The 15,723-nt window shown below is 56.6% G+C and carries 16 protein-coding genes and 2 pseudogenes; 11 read left to right on the plus strand and 7 right to left on the minus strand.

The features are described 5' to 3' along the window. Both BSU04_RS25560 and BSU04_RS25565 read right to left on the minus strand, forming a co-directional pair. The coding region (locus BSU04_RS25560) for a transposase (protein WP_179258438.1) at nucleotides 1-316 on the minus strand (316 nt) is incomplete at its 3' end. An 84-nt stretch (nucleotides 317-400) separates the two neighbouring features. Then, entirely contained in the window at nucleotides 401-1,153 is a 753-nt protein-coding gene (locus BSU04_RS25565; RefSeq protein WP_306427224.1) for a hypothetical protein, read from the minus strand. A gap of 70 nt (nucleotides 1,154-1,223) precedes the next feature. On the opposite strand from BSU04_RS25565, the gene BSU04_RS25570 reads away from it, so the two are divergent. The 5 genes from BSU04_RS25570 (at nucleotide 1,224) to BSU04_RS47925 (ending at nucleotide 4,093) form a co-directional block, all read left to right on the plus strand. After that, nucleotides 1,224-1,427 (plus strand): hypothetical protein, encoded by a 204-nt coding sequence (locus tag BSU04_RS25570; protein WP_089163200.1) that lies wholly within the window; start codon nucleotides 1,224-1,226, stop codon nucleotides 1,425-1,427. Nucleotides 1,428-1,870: 443 nt separating this feature from the next. Beyond that, nucleotides 1,871-2,044, plus strand: coding sequence for a hypothetical protein (locus tag BSU04_RS47915; RefSeq protein ID WP_256983289.1), 174 nt, complete (start codon nucleotides 1,871-1,873; stop codon nucleotides 2,042-2,044). Next, nucleotides 2,041-2,244, plus strand: a complete 204-nt coding sequence (locus tag BSU04_RS48900; RefSeq protein WP_373452864.1) for an integrase core domain-containing protein — start codon at nucleotides 2,041-2,043, stop codon at nucleotides 2,242-2,244. The genes BSU04_RS47915 and BSU04_RS48900 overlap by 4 nt, the downstream gene beginning before the upstream one ends. Before the next feature lie 574 nt (nucleotides 2,245-2,818). Next, nucleotides 2,819-3,913: a glycosyltransferase family 4 protein gene (locus BSU04_RS25585; RefSeq protein WP_089163214.1), complete on the plus strand. Its 1,095-nt coding sequence runs from the start codon at nucleotides 2,819-2,821 to the stop codon at nucleotides 3,911-3,913. A gap of 27 nt (nucleotides 3,914-3,940) precedes the next feature. Then, nucleotides 3,941-4,093, plus strand: coding sequence for a hypothetical protein (locus BSU04_RS47925; protein WP_256983291.1), 153 nt, complete (start codon nucleotides 3,941-3,943; stop codon nucleotides 4,091-4,093). Between the two features lie 61 nt (nucleotides 4,094-4,154). Here BSU04_RS47925 and BSU04_RS47930 read toward each other — a convergent pair. Then, a pseudogene (locus BSU04_RS47930) lies at nucleotides 4,155-4,301 on the minus strand (recombinase family protein); the annotation flags it as partial. A gap of 677 nt (nucleotides 4,302-4,978) precedes the next feature. Here BSU04_RS47930 and BSU04_RS25600 point away from each other — a divergent pair. After that, nucleotides 4,979-5,236: a hypothetical protein gene (locus BSU04_RS25600; RefSeq protein WP_089163204.1), complete on the plus strand. Its 258-nt coding sequence runs from the start codon at nucleotides 4,979-4,981 to the stop codon at nucleotides 5,234-5,236. Nucleotides 5,237-5,389: 153 nt separating this feature from the next. Here BSU04_RS25600 and BSU04_RS25605 read toward each other — a convergent pair whose 3' ends face one another. Further along, on the minus strand, nucleotides 5,390-6,634 hold the full coding sequence (locus tag BSU04_RS25605; protein ID WP_256983292.1) for a YncE family protein: 1,245 nt from the start codon (nucleotides 6,632-6,634) through the stop codon (nucleotides 5,390-5,392). Nucleotides 6,635-7,577: 943 nt separating this feature from the next. On the opposite strand from BSU04_RS25605, the pseudogene BSU04_RS25615 reads away from it, so the two are divergent. The 4 genes and pseudogenes from BSU04_RS25615 to BSU04_RS45690 form a co-directional block, all read left to right on the plus strand. After that, nucleotides 7,578-8,277: pseudogene (locus tag BSU04_RS25615) on the plus strand (IS110 family transposase); the annotation flags it as partial. Nucleotides 8,278-8,725: 448 nt separating this feature from the next. Next, on the plus strand, nucleotides 8,726-8,941 hold the full coding sequence (locus BSU04_RS48600; RefSeq protein WP_144021351.1) for a hypothetical protein: 216 nt from the start codon (nucleotides 8,726-8,728) through the stop codon (nucleotides 8,939-8,941). 409 nt (nucleotides 8,942-9,350) lie between these two features. Continuing rightward, the gene (locus tag BSU04_RS25625) at nucleotides 9,351-9,989 is read left to right on the plus strand and encodes an RNA polymerase sigma factor (RefSeq protein ID WP_089163207.1); all 639 of its coding nucleotides are present in this window, start codon (nucleotides 9,351-9,353) and stop codon (nucleotides 9,987-9,989) included. A gap of 1,416 nt (nucleotides 9,990-11,405) precedes the next feature. Then, nucleotides 11,406-11,723, plus strand: coding sequence for a hypothetical protein (locus tag BSU04_RS45690; RefSeq protein ID WP_144021352.1), 318 nt, complete (start codon nucleotides 11,406-11,408; stop codon nucleotides 11,721-11,723). A gap of 1,597 nt (nucleotides 11,724-13,320) precedes the next feature. Here BSU04_RS45690 and BSU04_RS25645 read toward each other — a convergent pair. Beyond that, complete coding sequence (locus BSU04_RS25645; RefSeq protein ID WP_089163211.1) at nucleotides 13,321-13,533, minus strand: DUF2934 domain-containing protein; 213 nt, start codon at nucleotides 13,531-13,533, stop codon at nucleotides 13,321-13,323. Between the two features lie 146 nt (nucleotides 13,534-13,679). Continuing rightward, nucleotides 13,680-13,973 carry a hypothetical protein gene (locus BSU04_RS46620; protein ID WP_089163212.1) on the minus strand — a complete coding sequence of 98 codons (294 nt, stop codon included), beginning with the start codon at nucleotides 13,971-13,973 and terminating at the stop codon, nucleotides 13,680-13,682. 228 nt (nucleotides 13,974-14,201) lie between these two features. Between BSU04_RS46620 and BSU04_RS25655 the strand changes: the two genes are divergently transcribed. After that, entirely contained in the window at nucleotides 14,202-15,257 is a 1,056-nt protein-coding gene (locus tag BSU04_RS25655) for a GAF domain-containing sensor histidine kinase (RefSeq protein WP_089163213.1), read from the plus strand. On the opposite strand, the gene BSU04_RS25660 is transcribed toward BSU04_RS25655, so the two are convergent. Further along, nucleotides 15,244-15,723 (minus strand): ATP-binding protein (locus BSU04_RS25660; protein WP_179258439.1); only part of this gene is annotated, 480 nt, incomplete at its 5' end. The two genes, BSU04_RS25655 and BSU04_RS25660, sit on opposite strands and share 14 nt — an antisense overlap.

Consider the following 15,723-nt stretch of genomic DNA (forward strand, 5'->3'; position numbering starts at 1 on the left):
ACTTCCGAATGTAGGGTGGCACGATGTTCGAATTGAACTTCACGCCCGAACCCGAGCGATCGCGAACCTTCGGCACCTTCACGGTGACCGGGCCGATCGCCGTGACAACCTCGCGCTCAGGCAGGTAGCCATTGCGAATCACAGTCCGTCGTCCATCAAGGGTCTTCACGTTGTCGTATCTTTCTAGCAATGCCGCCAATTCTGCCTCGATCGCTTGCTGGACAATCTGCCGCGCGCCCTGTTGAATCAAATCGTCCAGCCCACTGGGCCGTGCTTCCGATTTACCCGCGCTTGTTTCTTCTGTAAGCTTCTTCATTGGTGGTGGATCTCGGTTTGGCTGGTTGTTACTCTAGACAAGCAACATTCTCAGCTAAACCGCCACCGCCTTCAAATCCTTGCCTCACCCCGAACACCACTTTCGACCATAACTCAACAGACAGGCGCTAATGATCACGCCCGGATCGTTGTCGAGGTACATGGCTGCGCTGCTGACCTCGACGCAAACTGACAAAACGTGCAGTGTCGGTTCCGCTGAATGTGAGGACGGCGAGTGAAGCAAAGCGCAGCCAAGTTGTAGATTGGGTAAAGCGGCGGCACAGCCTTGGCCCACAAGATCAAACGCCTGCACATCGGCGCGCAAACCTAAGTGTTCAATGACGTAGCTGGAAAGGCCGGGGCACAAATATCCCGTGCAGGTACTAACGACTATCGCACCAATTGCAGAAGGCTCTAGCCCGGCCTGTTCCAACGCTCTTCGTGCGGCCGAAGCGGCGAGTGTAGGAGCATGTTGCCGGAAGCGCTCTGCGAGCGTGTCAGGATCGATTGAGAACACCTCAGCCAGATTGTCAACGGCGAGCCGCCTGGCTTCGATGCCGTTGTCGCGCTGCAGAACCGTGCGTGCGACAAGATGGGACCGAGCGTCCAATCGAGCAAACCAATCGGAGTTGCGGAACGCATCCAAGCAGTCAGCCTTGGTGTAACGATGATCAGGTGAGGCCGTACCAATTCCACTAATGTGCATAAGCGAGTATCGACGGTGCTGAGCCACGCGATTGAGCTGAGGCCTCCAGCGGAAGGCGTGTGTAGGGCAATAGGGCAATAGGGCAATAGGGCAATAGGGCAGTTTTCGGCGTTCCACGCCGCCGTGGCGCATCTTTCATTCCGTAGCTCTCGTTGTGTCACGCAAAGCACGTGCCTGTTGACGCGGTGCCCGCGAAGTCGGTGTGACGATCGCCGAGATTGAACAGTGGCGTGAGCCGGCGCTGGCCGGCACGGGGTCCGGCCTGAAGGCACGCACTAGCGATCCACTGGCAGCCCGGCTCAACGACGCCGTCCGGCGGGTCGGCGAGCTGTCTATGGAAAACGAGATTCTGCGCAAGGAGCGTTTGCTGCAGACCCGTCGCCCTTTGACCAATTGGAGATCGTGAACATGAGCCACGCGATCTCCGTCAGTGCAGGCAAGCCCTTTGGACTGCAACGGGTCTGCTAGGTGCTCGCATTCCCGCGCTCGACGATCTATGCCGTTCGTGCCCAAGTGAACGCCAACGTGACGCCGATGGTGCGCGCCAAGGGTGGCCCGAAGCGGTGATGCCCGATACCGACCTGCTGAAGGCTATTCGCGACGAGTCTGGCGGCTTCGCGATTCATCGGCGAGGGGCATCGCAAGGTCTGGGCGCGCTTGCGCATCGTGCACGACATCAGGGACGCCCGGACCCGCGTGTTACAGCCCATGCGCGGAGCATAGCCCGCTCTCGCCGCACCGGCAGGCGCCAGGTGAACCTAACCTTCACAACGGCCGGATCACGACAGATTGCCACAAACTAGAGGTGGGGCACCGACGGTGGGCGGATTGCGACCGTGGACGAGGGACATGGTGCGGATCTTCTCGGCCGTCGATGATTGCGACGGCATCTGCACCTGCATCCACGCCGCGAAAGTCCGTTATCGCTTCGCGGCTCTCGAGCCAATCTCCCAAGGGCTGCTGGGCGGCTTTGGTTCGGTACGCGCCGACGTGGGCCGCGGGTTTTCCGCTGCGCATGGATAAAGGTTCGCAATACACCTCGGACGACTTTCGCGAGCAGATCAAATTCTGGGGTAGCGGCAAGCTATGCCTTCGTCGCCAAGCCCCAGACCAATGGCGTCGCCGAGCGGTTCAACCGGACACTGATGGAAAAGGCCACTCATGGGCGCATCTTCAAAAACCTGGAGGAGGTCCGCACCGCCGCTGTTGCATTCAAGGATTGATACGCTCGCGACTGGCGTCTCGAAATAATGAACTTCCAAGTCACTCTCGAGGCCCGTCAGGCCCAGCTGATGAGGCTGGCCGATAAGCTGCAAAAGCGTGTCCAGACAACCGGATCAGGTACATCCGGTAGCGCCGGAAGATTTGCGGAGACAATTCGCCATTTTCGCTAATGCCGGGCTGTGCGCTCGCTCATGCTGGTTTTGCAGCATCGCTTTCTTGAGCTGGCTTTTACGATGGGTGATCTGAGAGAAGCGGATTCGTCGATCGGTGATGCGGGTTGCAGACTTCGTGGGACTGCTTCTTAACTTTCAGTAACTCGCCCCATTCTCCCGCCGACCTGTCACATTCCGGCAGCTCGTCGCCTAAGATGATTTGTCGCTGCGCGGGACTTGCTGATGGTCGGAGTCCAGTTCTCCTTCTAAGGCCAAACCGAGCCTCTACGCAGCCATGAAGTTGTTCCTCTCTGTGGTTTGCATTGACATTTATTTTAGAAAACGCGCGAAGTTCTTAGCGTTTATTACGATATATTACAAGACAATACAAGCGGTCACTGCCTTGGAGGCAGCAAAGTCGATGGACGCACTACGAATTTTACATAGCGAATCGTCAAAAGGCTGGGGCGGTCAGGAACATCGGACACTGAAGGAAATGACCGTCTTGCGCGCGCGCGGCCATTCGATTGAAATGGTGTGTCCGATCGAGGCGCGCTTGGGCGTACGGGCCAAAGAGGAAGGGTTCGTCGTTCACCATGCTCGAATGAGGGGCGGCGCGGACGTCGCTTCAATGCTGAGGATTAAGACGCTGCTCTCGCGTGGCAAATTCGATGTTCTCAACACCCATAGCGGCCATGACAGCATTGTCGCGGGAACGGCTGGCCGCCTGGCTGGCACGCCGCTGGTCGTCCGCACGCGCCACCTCGCGCTGCCCATCACTTCGCTCGCTACCTACACGTGGATTCCGCATCGCATCATTGCGGTAAGTCGCCACGTTCGGGATTACCTGATTTCAGTGGGCGTCGCGCAAAGCCGTGTCGAAACGATCTATGACGGTATCGTCAAGCCGGAAGCGCTGTTTCATTCCACTTTGCGCAACGAGCTGGGGCTCGGCACCGACGCAATCATTGCTTGCATGGTCGCCATCGTGCGGGACAAGAAGGGTCATGAAGATCTGATCGACGCGGTTCAGCCGATGCTCGCGGAACGTCCGCACTTGCATGTGGTGATGGCAGGAGACGGACCATGGTTCGACAAGATCAAGAACATCATCGACAGTGTGGGACTTAGCGATCGTATACATCTGCTCGGCTTTCGCACCGATATTCCTAATGTGCTGCGGGGCTGCGACTTCTTCGTGCTGCCGACGCATCAGGAAGCGCTGGGCCAGTCTTATATCGAAGCCATGGCGGCGGGTTTGCCTGTCATTGGAACTGACGTCAACGGTGTGCCTGAAGTCATCACGCATGGTGAAAATGGCCTGCTCGTACCGCCGCATGATATTGAAGCACTGCGAGCGGCCATGTCGCGCCTGATTGACAACCCGGAGCTACGGGTAAAGCTGGGCTGCGCGGGACGCCTTCTTACCAATGCGAGCTTCACGATCGACGGCATGGCGGAGGAAACCATCGATTTCTATCGGCGCGGCATCCGCGAGCGCGGTCCGCAAGCATGACAGCACGGGCGAGCGGTTCCCGCGCTGATGGATCACCACATAAGCACGTCGCCTGGAATGATCACGGTCTCGCCCAATCACTTTGAAGCGCAGACTGCCTATCTCACGCAAGCGGGTTATCGGACAGCGGGCGCCCAACAATTGGGCGTTTATCTGGTGGGCAAGCCGCTGCCAGCGTAGTAGTGTCAGCCCAAGTCCGGCCAGCGAACGCGGGCCCGCACCCATCTTCGCTATGCTCGACACTCTCCAACAAGCCACGGGTCGAACGGGTTAACCGATCCAAGCGTATGACAGTTACCACATCACCATGCCGCAAATGATCAAGCAGGCACACTAACTCCGGGCGGTCACGCTTCGCGCCACTGACCTCCTCCTGGCTAGAAAATATGACTGTGCAACGGGCGGAATGTCAGGGTCCCGCCGTCTGCTCGCTTTGGCGTTCGTTTGGACCAAGATTGGAAAGTGAAGTGCCATCGGCAAAGCCCGGTTGGTACCCCTTCTGCACGGGTACGTTAATCGATGTGAAACGCCTTACCTTGACTTGAATGAGATATTGAATATGATGTTTTTCGGTTCAAATCCGTTTCCCAACAAGCCCGCTGGCACTTTCGCGTACCCTGCATCGACCGTCTTTGCGACGCAACATAACAGGCCCGATTGTGTTTCTCGAAAGGCGCGAACGTGCGCGAGAGCCGATGGTCGCGAGGGAACCCGTCCACAATGATCAGGTTCGTCGTGCTGTCCGGCTTTTGGACGACGTCGCGGTCGGCACCCCGCTAAACGGGTAATCGACGGGCCTCGCGGGATATCCATGGATGCAGGGCATGCGTATTGCTTAGGTATACTTACCATCAATGAGCATTCCTGAGAAGGTAACGTGCCTTCCGATCCATTGCCTCCGATTCAGATTTCGATAGCCATTGGTTCGCCCAATGTCGACGCCGCTGGGCCAACTCCCGACGATGTTCCGAACGTCGAAGAGCCAGTAGTGGACCCGACCAGCAGCAAACATCACCGCAGGTCATCCCAACCCGTTTGTTCCTTGTCACACTGATGGAGGCGAAAATGTTGGATAAGAGTTTTCACCAGTTACCTGGTGATGAGCAAAATGACTTTCGCACGACGTGTGCAAACGCCGGAATTGCCCCGGGAGCATTTGTCGTGTCTTTCACCAACGAGCTTCCCGGCGACAACGACGCCCAAGCATTCGAGCGAACTGTCATTGTCCGGTTTGGCCCAATCGAGCGGGCTTATAACGGCGGCGACGGCACTCACTGGACCGTGGACTTTAAAAAGGACCTGTCCGCCAACATTTTCGGATAGTTGCCTGATGGGTCGCCACTGACGCGCGCCACTCCGCCGCACATTCGGCCGCCTGGCGGTTGACTCCCCGTCCCCCGACCGGCCATGGCCTGAGCACGTCGGCCGCGTCAGGCGATACTGGCGTCGCGATCGGGAGGGGAATACCGAGTCCCCCTACTTGGCGCTGTAGATCGTTATTCCGCCATTCGTGAACCCGTTAGACGAACACGTCGCACAACCGACAGGAGCCGTGGCGCCCGAGTGGGGAACGAACACCAGCCCGCTCGCGGAATCGACTGCTACTGAATGCGCATTGTTGCCTGAAGGAACCGTCTTGATCAGCGTTCGTGTGGCCGCGTCGACGATCTGCAGCACCGGTGTACAAGGCGATGCAGCGCTGCAGGCGCCGCCTGCACTTGCCATGCCGTTTGCCGTCCACCGACTGCCAGCGTTGAAATAACGATTCGTCGACGGATCGTATTCAAGCTGGTCGCCGCCTCCCGCGTTCAGGGAAGCAAGCATGTTTCCGTTCGTGCGGTCCACGATTTGAAGAAGTAATGGCGCACCCGTTGTCGCCTCACGGCAACCGATAGCGATATCTGCGCCGGGGCCGATCGCCAGCCCAGTCGGATCGCAATTACCTTCCGAGTACATCGCTACGCTGGCGAGCGTCGTGTAGTTCTGCGTAGCGCCATTCGGAATAGCGCGAATGGAGGCGCCCGAGAGCTTGACGAGTTCTCCGTGCGGATTGGCCGTCGTGCCGTCGTTGTTGACGTAGAAGTTATCCGTTGCGGGATCGTACCGGCAGGCCTCCAGTCCGGCGGAGGGTCGGCCCGCTGCATCGGTGAATGTCACCTTGGCGGCAATCGTCTGGGTGGAAGTATTGATGAAGGTGGCGAACGGCGGTGATTCTTCCGGGCTCGAGATCATGAAGAGGCCGTGGGTCGCGTCGAAACACCCTTCGTCTGCGCGTACGCCCGTCGTGCTCACCGGAATACTCTTCACGACGGCGCTTGCGGCAGGATCGACGAGTTTGACGGAATTTACGTCGCCCGCATAAATGAGATTGCCAACCGCTGTGGCGCCATCCGGTCCCGCCATCGAATTCGGGCCAGGTCCAAGGCCCGCGAATGCCAGGCTTCCCGCGCCCGTGATCGACGTGACGAATGTTTTGCTAGGGATATCAACTACATCGAGTGCCGCGTTGTTCCGGTCGGTGAAGTAATAGCGAGAACCGCTTACCACGCCAATGTCGAACGAGAAGTTGGTCGTTGGCGCAAGGTTGGGAACCGAAAGCTCGCTTACGACCTGTCCCGTTGAATCGTTGTGGTTGTCGTGCCCGCCGCACCCGGCGAGAACAGTTACCAGGACAAGACTCGTGATGAGGCAGACGAATTGCAATTGAGGAATATTTCGCATGGCCGTGCCTCCTGAGGTTACAGATTTTTATAGTCGCCCGTGCAATCGATCGTTCGCCCTACATCAGCCGAACGCGAGATTTTGAAAGGTGTTTTAGTCTGGAGTACGTTACGAATTCTTACGATGCACGTATTCCCTATACTGCATTGCAACGGCGCAGGTTGTCGTGACAAATCCTTTCTAACTATCTTCAATTTGCATTCTGCTTGAAGTACGCAATGAGATTCGCGAAATGCGGAGCCGAACAGGGCCTCAGAGCTGTGCTTCTCCACATAGTCGACACGCGGTGAACACACGCAGTACTCCATATTCAGGAGCAGATCGTCGATCGACAACGGTTCGGTCTTGAATACGTCGAGCGCGCCGTTCCTTGGCGGCCTTTTCTGAGCCCGGTCAGCAGTGCTTGCGGCGCGGCCCCCCCTGCCCGGCTCGTGTTGACGGAGAGGCTGGACGCCTTCATGCGGGAGAGAAGTTTTCGAGCGTGACAACACTGTGATGGCGTAGCGGCGTGGGACTTCGTGGCGGCGTCGGCGTCGGCGTCGGCGTCGGCGTGCGCATCGTACACGACAGCTAAGGAGGTCGGCCTGTTAGCTTTTGCGAACTGAGCGAACTTGACGGATTACCCACAGTTCATCCGTCAAGCGGTCAAGTGATAAACGGCCGAGGCTGCATGAGTTGCGCGGTCAAATACAAACTCGAAACTGTCTTCGAGGTCATTGCGAGCCAAGCTCGAAGCTCTAGCGCTTGGGCAGCCGGCGGCGCCTTTGTTGGGTCAAGGCCCATCGCAGCTAGCTTGCGAGAGAACGCCTGTGAACCGAGGACCGCACGATTGAACCAGGTACCGATGCCGTCCTCGACATGTACGGGACTAGTCACTTGCAACGTTGTGCCATCAGCATCAGACACCACTGGCGCCTGCGCATTTCCTAGCACGGGGTAGGCGGTGTATGTGAAGACGGAGGCACAGCAAGCCGTTCTTGCGTTGCATCGGATGAGGCAGCAACTCGTGAAGTTTCGCACGATGCAAATCAATAGCCTCCGTGGTTTGCTGACTGAGTACGGTGAAGTGATGGCCCAGGGGCGCGCGGCGTTGGACAAGGCGATACCGGGTGTGTTGGAACGGATGGTCGATCGTCTACCGGCGATTCTGATCGACACCGTGCGTAAACAATGGAACGGGCTGATAGCACTGGATAAACAGATTGCCGAAATTGAACGACGCCTGCAGACGTGGATGAAAGAGGACAGGCGTACAAGGCAATCGCTGCCATACCCGGCGTTGGCCTGCTGACCGCGACAGCTGCCGTTGCGACCATGGGCGATCCGAAATCGTTCAGATCGGGCCGAGAGTTTGCGGCGTGGCTCGGTCTGGTGCCTGGGCAAACAGGCTCAGGCGGCAAAATAAAGCTGCTTGGGATACGCAAGCGTGGCGACACCTATTTGAGAACCTTGCTAATTCACGGCGCTCGTAGCGTGTTGTTTCACACGAAGCAGCCTACAGAATGGATCGAGCAGATGAAAAAGCGCCGACCACTGAATGTGGTGATGGTGGCGCTCGCCAACAAGATGGCGCGAATCATCTGGGCAGTACTGCGCACGCCAGACCGTACACGAAAGATCATGTCAGCCTGAAGTCGGCTTGAGCAAGCATTCCCCTTAACGAGCAGTCCAATCGAGCAGGATAAACCCGTCGTAAAGTTGCGTTGGCAATCGAGTGTCATGACAGCACAGGTAAGACCGGGACTCGTGAAACCTGGAAATTCCAGCGAGCTTCGAGCTCTCACCCGGAATGACGCACGAGTCAGCGGATTTCATAGGGACCCGCAGCGGCTGTACCGGCTGCAAGAAGGTCGCATATAGAGCTGCAACCTATCCTGTTCTTCAACGCACAAGAAAGCCTTGCGCAAAGGGGGCGTTCATATAGGGGAATTTGACCGACCGCCGGGGGTGTCATCACACACTTGAAGAATATCTCCACGCCCACATTGCGGGCGTGGGTATCGGCAGCGAGGTAAAACGCCGTCGTTAAGGACGATCCAACGCGGCACGGGAGAGCTCAGCGCAGCGGCCTTACCCTAAACCAATGCATACATGATGGTTCGCCGTCGCGCGATCTCAGCCGGCATCGCTACGGAGGTTGGCAACCACACGTCTCGCGCGACCGGCATCACAGCGAATCTCAGGAACGGCGGCTCGCTGGAGAGCGCCGCGGTGATGGCGAACCATGCGTCAACGCGCACCACGCAGCTTTACAAGCGGCATCGGGAAAATATCCGCCTCGATGAAGTCGAGACGATCCGCATGTAAACGGGGGCGCCTTAAAGTTCGGATACTTTACGTATCGTTAAGCGTTTGCGCCTTGCAGCCGGTCCTAGGGTCGGGCGTTCAAGGGCGGCTAACGGAGTGGTCCAGTCAACCGTGTCGATCGGGCAAAGGCAGCAATCCCGCCTGAACTGTTCGGGCCAGGGTAGACGGTAAAGGGAGAAGGTACCGGCCATGAGAAAATTCTGACTTCAGACAGCGAGAAGTGACTTTGAATGCTACGAGAAGACGCTTCGCAATCGGCCGACGTCGCACGAATTTTTAGCACACCGTCCGCTTAGCGTCCGAAAGCAATTACATGCCTCCACCGGGCACGGCGGTTGCGCATTGTGTTTTCGGGGACAAATCAAGATGTTTGCGCGGCAGCATCGCTGTCTCCTCTCGCGAGATCGCAATGCAAACCATATTCCCCGTTGATCCGGGTACCGCTGTACTTGTCCAGCTTCTCGAACGTATTTCAAGTCGCGACGTCAAAGCGCTAAGGATGCTTTACGAACTTACCTCTCAAAACCTGCTTGTCATCGCACTTCGCATATTGCGACGCAGGGAATTTGCTGAAGAGGTACTACAAGACACATTTATCAGCGTTTGGAAATTCGCTCCCGACTACAACAGCAGCGTTTCGCCGCCGATGGCGTGGATGGCGGTCATCGTGAGAAGTCGCACCTTCGATTACTTGAGACGACGAAAGTCCTCCGCGGGTCCAGAGATAGAGTGGAGCGACAAGCTTGACGAAATCTTGACGGCTGCAACGCCCGACCCGTGTGAACTTGCGGTCTTAAATCAACAAACCCGGCATCTGGCTATCTGTATGAGCTACCTTCATGCCAATCAGAAACGCGCACTGGAGCTTGCATACTTTCATGATTTAACGCACAAGGAGGTAGCAGAAGAAATGAGCGTGCCGCTTGGTACCGTCAAGGCATGGCTACGCCGAGGAACCGAAGCGCTTAAGATCAGTTTGGGCTCGACTTGCGAGACCGTGCCACCAATGTCGCTGTCAACGGAAAACGCTTCGCTTCAGAATCCGTAAACGTAATCAATCAAAAGAAACCAACAAGCAGCAGCTCGAGCTGATTCACGCGCAGTGTCCAACTCTTACCGAACGCCTCATTCGTAGCGGTCCAGAAGAGCAGGTGTGCCCATAGTCGTCTCGCAAGGAAGTGGGTCCAGAGTAAACACTCCCATAGCGATTCACAATTGTTATGTATTTGTGCATCGCACAAATTACGGTTATCTTAACCAGCATCCGGCAAGCGTTGTTTCGGCTTAGTGACATTGTGCGATGCGTTCAGACATATACGCTGTCGGCAGTCACGGTTGAAAGCTCATGTGGTTTCATAGACTTATTGCGCGGAGAAGTGCGTTAGGGACACGAGAACCGAATTCAGGTTTTCATTCTGACGCTTTATGATGTCGGTAAAATCTCTTGCGCCTGGGCCGAACTACGAATGCCATGCGCTGGCCAAGGGATGCGTCGTGCCGAACATTCGGACCCTGAAGGCCCCCAACTGAGCAATCCGTGACGCTCTTGCCGTGTGAGCCGTGAACCTTGGAATTCGAGCGTTGCTCTACGCAGTCCCGCCCGGAGGCTATGCGTCCCTCATAGGCAGAGACATCAAAAAGTTCCTTGCGGCGCGGCCAGCGGGTCCGACTGGCGAAACAGGTCGGGCGTAGTCAAAGCCGTTAGGACAGGTCCTTTCAGCTTGCGCTCTACCGGCCAATGACCGGAGGTCTAACATGAAACTTGACGACGCTACCTTTCGGCAATTGCGCCGTCTCGCTCCGGTTCTCGATGACGTTCTAAACGCAGGAGAGGTCGAGCACGCAGACCAGGCAGCGGACCTCGCGTCACTCGCTCAGTTATGCTCGCGGTTGTTCGACGCGTACCGCGACCAAACATCCGTGGGAGATTGCGCATCCGGCACCGCCCCCTGTGGGAATTGTGAGTGCATCGAAGCGTTGGGCACACAAAAAGCTTCGGTCTAAAATCTAAAAATCCACGTTCTGCTCGTCGAAGACGAGTCGCATTTCCTACCTCGGAGAAGGTTTCCGGTCTCAATCGCACTGCGTCACAAAAATTATGTTTGCTCTGGCTTTCCGGGAAGTCTGCTATCCGAACCAGCCGCCGGCGGTTCGCGGCAGTGCAACGCGCCATGTTGGCGCGGCGAGACCACAGGTGCAGCTGGGCGGCCCATGGCGAGCGCAGTGAGCGCCGACCGTTGCAGAGGCGCGTTCTAACAGCCCCTTGGCCAGAGCGCAGACCAGCAAGTGTGTAGTCGAGCAGCTCACCGACTACTAGGTTTTCCTTCCGTCGGCACTTACCTGTCCCTCGTGACGCCGCAAGTGACGAATCGAAGCGAGTAGGGTTTTCTCCCACGGTCAGCGTTGCGTAGACTTGAAATAATAAGTCGTTGGCGGAGGTTATGTTTCTGAGGAAGGAACCGTCATGACTAAGTCATTTGCAATAGCTTCAGCACGGGTTTTAGCCAGTCTTGCCCTGGTCTTCGTTGCTCAGAGCAAAGTGAGTGCACAAGCCTGCAACCCGGCGCTTGCTGCTGGGTATCTCTACCAGTGCCCACAGCCCCAAAGCTCGTATTTCGACCACCAACGGTTTGGCCCGAACAATCGAGACGGTTATCAGAACTATCGTGGCTTCAACGACAACCGGTTCGACGGCTATCGTTCCAACGACGGGCATCGGCCTGACGGCTTCAACGGCTCACACGGTGGCAGTTCAAGAGGTGGAATGGGTCGCGACAGGTAGGCCCGAACCGGCCGCGAATGGGAGCCAGCCCCGACTCCTTGCCACGACAAAAGCAGTCAGAGCGATTGGATGAGCAGGTCGACGCCGCTTGGCGTGCATCGGCGAAGTTTCTCCGGCGCGAACTGCGTCATCGCTCAGGCTTCAACGGGACCGCTGCTTCAGTGTTTGGAAAATATGTCGCGTTGCCGAGCGTACGAGCCCGTTTTCGGACGCGGTGGCTCCCCGACTTCGCTTCGCGTAGCAACAACCCCGCCATACGACATGTCCGTGCTGGATTGAGCAGAAGTGTTCGCATCGTCTTGCATGGCCGACCGTGCTGTCGGCTGCGCGCTAGACCGCGTATCTTGTGCGGTTGCGATGCTCGTCGATACGAGCAAAAATGCTCCAACCGCGGTTACACAAAAGGCTGATTTCATTTCAGTACTCCCTGCATGACGTTTGATGGCGAAGTCCTTTTCTTAGCCTGACGGTTAAAAGGGCCTACTCACACCCGTCTCGAATATGTTCTGCAATGGCGTTTCCAAAGAAGCGTGTTCAGCACCTTCGGCGCGGCTGCAGCATGATTGGCTCGCCGCGTCGGCGAAAAAACGCCGGCGTAAAGCCATGCACATCAACGTAGCTATTCACCCATGACGCTTTTTGGCTCTGGCATCCTGGGGTGCAAAATGTCGATTGCAACTTTCACAAATCGGAGCGACCACTCGACGCTAACATGAGCAAGGTCGGCGGATTCACTCGCGGCAAACAAGCGCGCTTGTTCTTCTTCCGTTAGCGACGGGTGACCCCACTCCACCAAACTTTCTCCAATAACATCGAGCACTTTTTTGGTAGTGGTGTGCTTGTCTATCGTACGGGTGTGGAGCACTGCGAGAAAGAGAATTGACCACGCCTTGCAAGCGCTCCATCGCGTTCAAATAGTGGTCCAGGTCCATCTCCGCTCCTCGCTCTTCTCGACAATCTGTGCTCGGTCGATGCAGACGTCCGAACGTTTTAAGTTTAGGTCGATTCGGGCTTGTTCGCATCAAGGCAAACCCGTCCGGTTGCTACCCAAATAGTCAACTGAGAGAGTCGCATAAGCCGCTCCAATGTGTCGCTTTTATACAAGCGAGCCGGAGCACGTCGTATGGCGGGACGGCTAGCTATTCCCGTAGACAAAAATTCAGACCCGCGAACGAAGGGAGCACGTGACGCTGCGTGTGCAGGGCCAAAAATAAAACGACGCGTCCTCATGCGTGCGGTCGGATTGACTTGAGCGCAGCACTTTCGAGTCGCTTCAACGGGCGTGGTTACTGATTGCTCCGGCTGAGAGATTTCTTTGAAAAAGTCGATATCGCGGCCACGCAGCGAAACGGAGTAAAACCGCCGTTGGCAGTCTTGGCCAAGCCGGTGCCCCGGCCCGTGTATGGCTCCGCAATAAACGGGGCCGGGAGAGGCAAAAAGGCCATTTGGTGACCCTGTTTCGTTAGCGCGCGACCCTCTCTCCTGCACGCCAAGACCTACGGACTAGGAACATTCGGTGAGCATACCGGAACGGCGAGTCGCAGGTGTACGGACCCAGCGACAAACGACGGCTCACCTTGCGCTCGACCGCTGGTTTTTACCTTAACTTTTCAGTGACCGGCGCATCCTCGTCAAATGCTCCGGAAGGGACCTCGTCCGCGTCGACCGCTTTATTTGCTACGGTGGGGCTCACAAGAGACCTGTAAGCCTGCTCCCAAAATTCATCCGCTCGCCCTTCCGGGCTTCCTGCTTTTTCCCACAGCTCATATGCCCGAGCGCGAAGCTGGTCGTCGTCAATATCGTTGTCCATCTTACGTCTCCAAATTCTCAGCTGCGAATGCGGTGTGAATGTTCTGCGTCCAGGGAGGTCGATTGAATCAACGCACTGAGCCACTCAGCATGTCAAGTTATGGACGCGTCGAAACGGTTGGTCCGGTTCGACGCGGGGCGTGTTTCTCAACCGCCAGATGCGGGGGCGTCCATCGCGCCTTTGTTCGTCGACTTCTTCGGCATTTTCTTCTTCGACATTCCAGAGCTGTTGCTCATAGTGTTCGAGCCCTTTGAATTCGACATGGCATTTGTATCGCCACCGCTATTCGGTGTTCCCATTCCCGTGCCGCCTCCTCCAGCAGAGCCGCCACCCGCCCCCGCGCCACCGCCTCCGCCACCCCCAGCGCCTTGTGCGAACGCACCGGCAGATAGGCCAAGAAGCATGGCTGAAATCAAAATATTTTTGCTGATGCGGTTCATGTTGGTCTCCTAACACATTTTCGACCGCTGCCGAGATTGGAGCAGTCTATTGCAAGGTATTCGCAAAGATTGTGCCTTCCGCATTACCGCATTTCCGACAAGGCAATTTGTTATTGCGTTGCGCTGGAGGAGCCTGCGACACCCGGCTTTTTCTTCATAGGACTCTTTTTTGCTAGGTCATGGGGGACGGGTTCTTCTTTCGCAGACCAAATATCGGAGGTTGGCGTCATGGCATTTGCCAACCATCAAAACGAAGCGCATCGATTGCAACGGTTACAGGCCTATGGAATTTTGGATACGGCCACCGAATCACACTTCGATGCAATCACTAAAACAGCAGCTCAGATACTGCGGACGCCAATTGCGCTCTTGAATTTTATAGACGAGGCCCGGGAATGGTGTAAGTCTGCGTGGGGCATGAAGCGCAAGCATGCGCGGCGGCACGAATCGATATGCGCAGAAGCCTTGCTAAAAGGCGATTTTCTTGTCATACCGAACGCAGGCGAGGATGCGCATTTCAGTAATCACCCGCAGGTGACAGGTAAGCGAGGTGTGGTTTTCTATGTTGGAGTCGTTCTCAAAACGTCGGACGGCGTGGCACTCGGTACGCTTTGCGCAATCGACCACTTGCCCCGTGATGTTTCGGTCGAAGAGGTGGACGCGCTACGTACCCTGGCAGCGAATGTCGTCGGACATTTGGAATGTCGCATCCTTTCGCGCAAACTCGCCGACGCCGAGCAACGACTGGAAGCTGCCGCAACCAGCCGAGATGAGTTTTTGGCCATGCTCGCGCACGAGTTGCGAGCGCCACTCGCACCTATCAATACTGCGGTAGAGCTTCTGGATACGGCCGGGGCATCAGATGCGCAACACGCATGGGCGCGGACAGTGTTACGCCGTCACATCCGCTACATGAGTCAGATTGTGGATAATTTACTCTCTACATCGCTTGTATCAACTGGCGCCATCAACCTGACGCTGAACGTTACCCAAGTGCAGGCAATGCTCGACCAAGCACTCGAATTGGTTCAGACGGACATCAGCCGACAAGGCCACGAGCTGACGATGGAAGTTGACGCAACGCTGTATGTCGACGCGGATGCAATTCAATGTCCGCTTATCGTCGCCAATTTGTTGCGTAATGCCGCGACGTATACGCCGCCAGGTGGACACATCAATGTGACCGCGAGTGCAGACGTGGATATCGTCAACTACGATGTCCGGTTGCGCGACAACTATGATGGCCGGTCGACGGGGGTAATTGTCGCTGTCAATTGGCTATAGTTGTCGCTCCGTTGTGGTCGTCTGTGGGTAATTGACGCCGCCGCTCTTTCTGTCTGTCAGTGGCGTTGCGGCGCCGATAGCTTTCGACATTCAGTTCGAAGATCGTCGAGTGATGAACGAGGCGGTCTATGGCGGCGACGGTCATACCAGGGTCAGGAAACACGTCATTCCACCCCGAGAATGGTTGATTGGCCGTGATGAGAAGACTTTTTCTTTCATATCTCTCGGCTATCAACTCGAACAGCACGCTGGTTTCGGCCTGGTCCTTTCTCACGTACGACAGATCATCCAAGATGATCAGATCGAAACGATCGAGTTTGGCAAGTGCTGACGGTAATTGCAGGCTCTTTCGCGCCACCTGAAGCTTCTGCACCAATTCGCTGGTGCGGGTGCACAAGACCCGATAGCCCGCGTCGATCAGGGCGTGACCAATCGCTGATCCCAAGTGACTTTTTCCTCCACCGGG

Source organism: Caballeronia sordidicola (genome assembly GCF_002220365.1).
In the GTDB taxonomy this organism is placed as follows: domain Bacteria; phylum Pseudomonadota; class Gammaproteobacteria; order Burkholderiales; family Burkholderiaceae; genus Caballeronia; species Caballeronia sordidicola_C.

What these genes read in the sequence shown, in the direction of transcription:
- BSU04_RS25565 (WP_306427224.1), bottom strand. Translation starts at nt 1,153, where the DNA reads ATGCGCCACGGCGGCGTGGAACGCCGAAAACTGCCCTATTGCCCTATT.
- BSU04_RS47915 (WP_256983289.1), top strand. Translation starts at nt 1,871, where the DNA reads ATGGTGCGGATCTTCTCGGCCGTCGATGATTGCGACGGCATCTGCACC.
- BSU04_RS25585 (WP_089163214.1), top strand. Translation starts at nt 2,819, where the DNA reads ATGGACGCACTACGAATTTTACATAGCGAATCGTCAAAAGGCTGGGGC.
- BSU04_RS47925 (WP_256983291.1), top strand. Translation starts at nt 3,941, where the DNA reads ATGGATCACCACATAAGCACGTCGCCTGGAATGATCACGGTCTCGCCC.
- BSU04_RS25600 (WP_089163204.1), top strand. Translation starts at nt 4,979, where the DNA reads ATGTTGGATAAGAGTTTTCACCAGTTACCTGGTGATGAGCAAAATGAC.
- BSU04_RS25605 (WP_256983292.1), bottom strand. Translation starts at nt 6,634, where the DNA reads ATGCGAAATATTCCTCAATTGCAATTCGTCTGCCTCATCACGAGTCTT.
- BSU04_RS48600 (WP_144021351.1), top strand. Translation starts at nt 8,726, where the DNA reads ATGATGGTTCGCCGTCGCGCGATCTCAGCCGGCATCGCTACGGAGGTT.
- BSU04_RS25625 (WP_089163207.1), top strand. Translation starts at nt 9,351, where the DNA reads ATGCAAACCATATTCCCCGTTGATCCGGGTACCGCTGTACTTGTCCAG.
- BSU04_RS45690 (WP_144021352.1), top strand. Translation starts at nt 11,406, where the DNA reads ATGACTAAGTCATTTGCAATAGCTTCAGCACGGGTTTTAGCCAGTCTT.
- BSU04_RS25645 (WP_089163211.1), bottom strand. Translation starts at nt 13,533, where the DNA reads ATGGACAACGATATTGACGACGACCAGCTTCGCGCTCGGGCATATGAG.
- BSU04_RS46620 (WP_089163212.1), bottom strand. Translation starts at nt 13,973, where the DNA reads ATGAACCGCATCAGCAAAAATATTTTGATTTCAGCCATGCTTCTTGGC.
- BSU04_RS25655 (WP_089163213.1), top strand. Translation starts at nt 14,202, where the DNA reads ATGGCATTTGCCAACCATCAAAACGAAGCGCATCGATTGCAACGGTTA.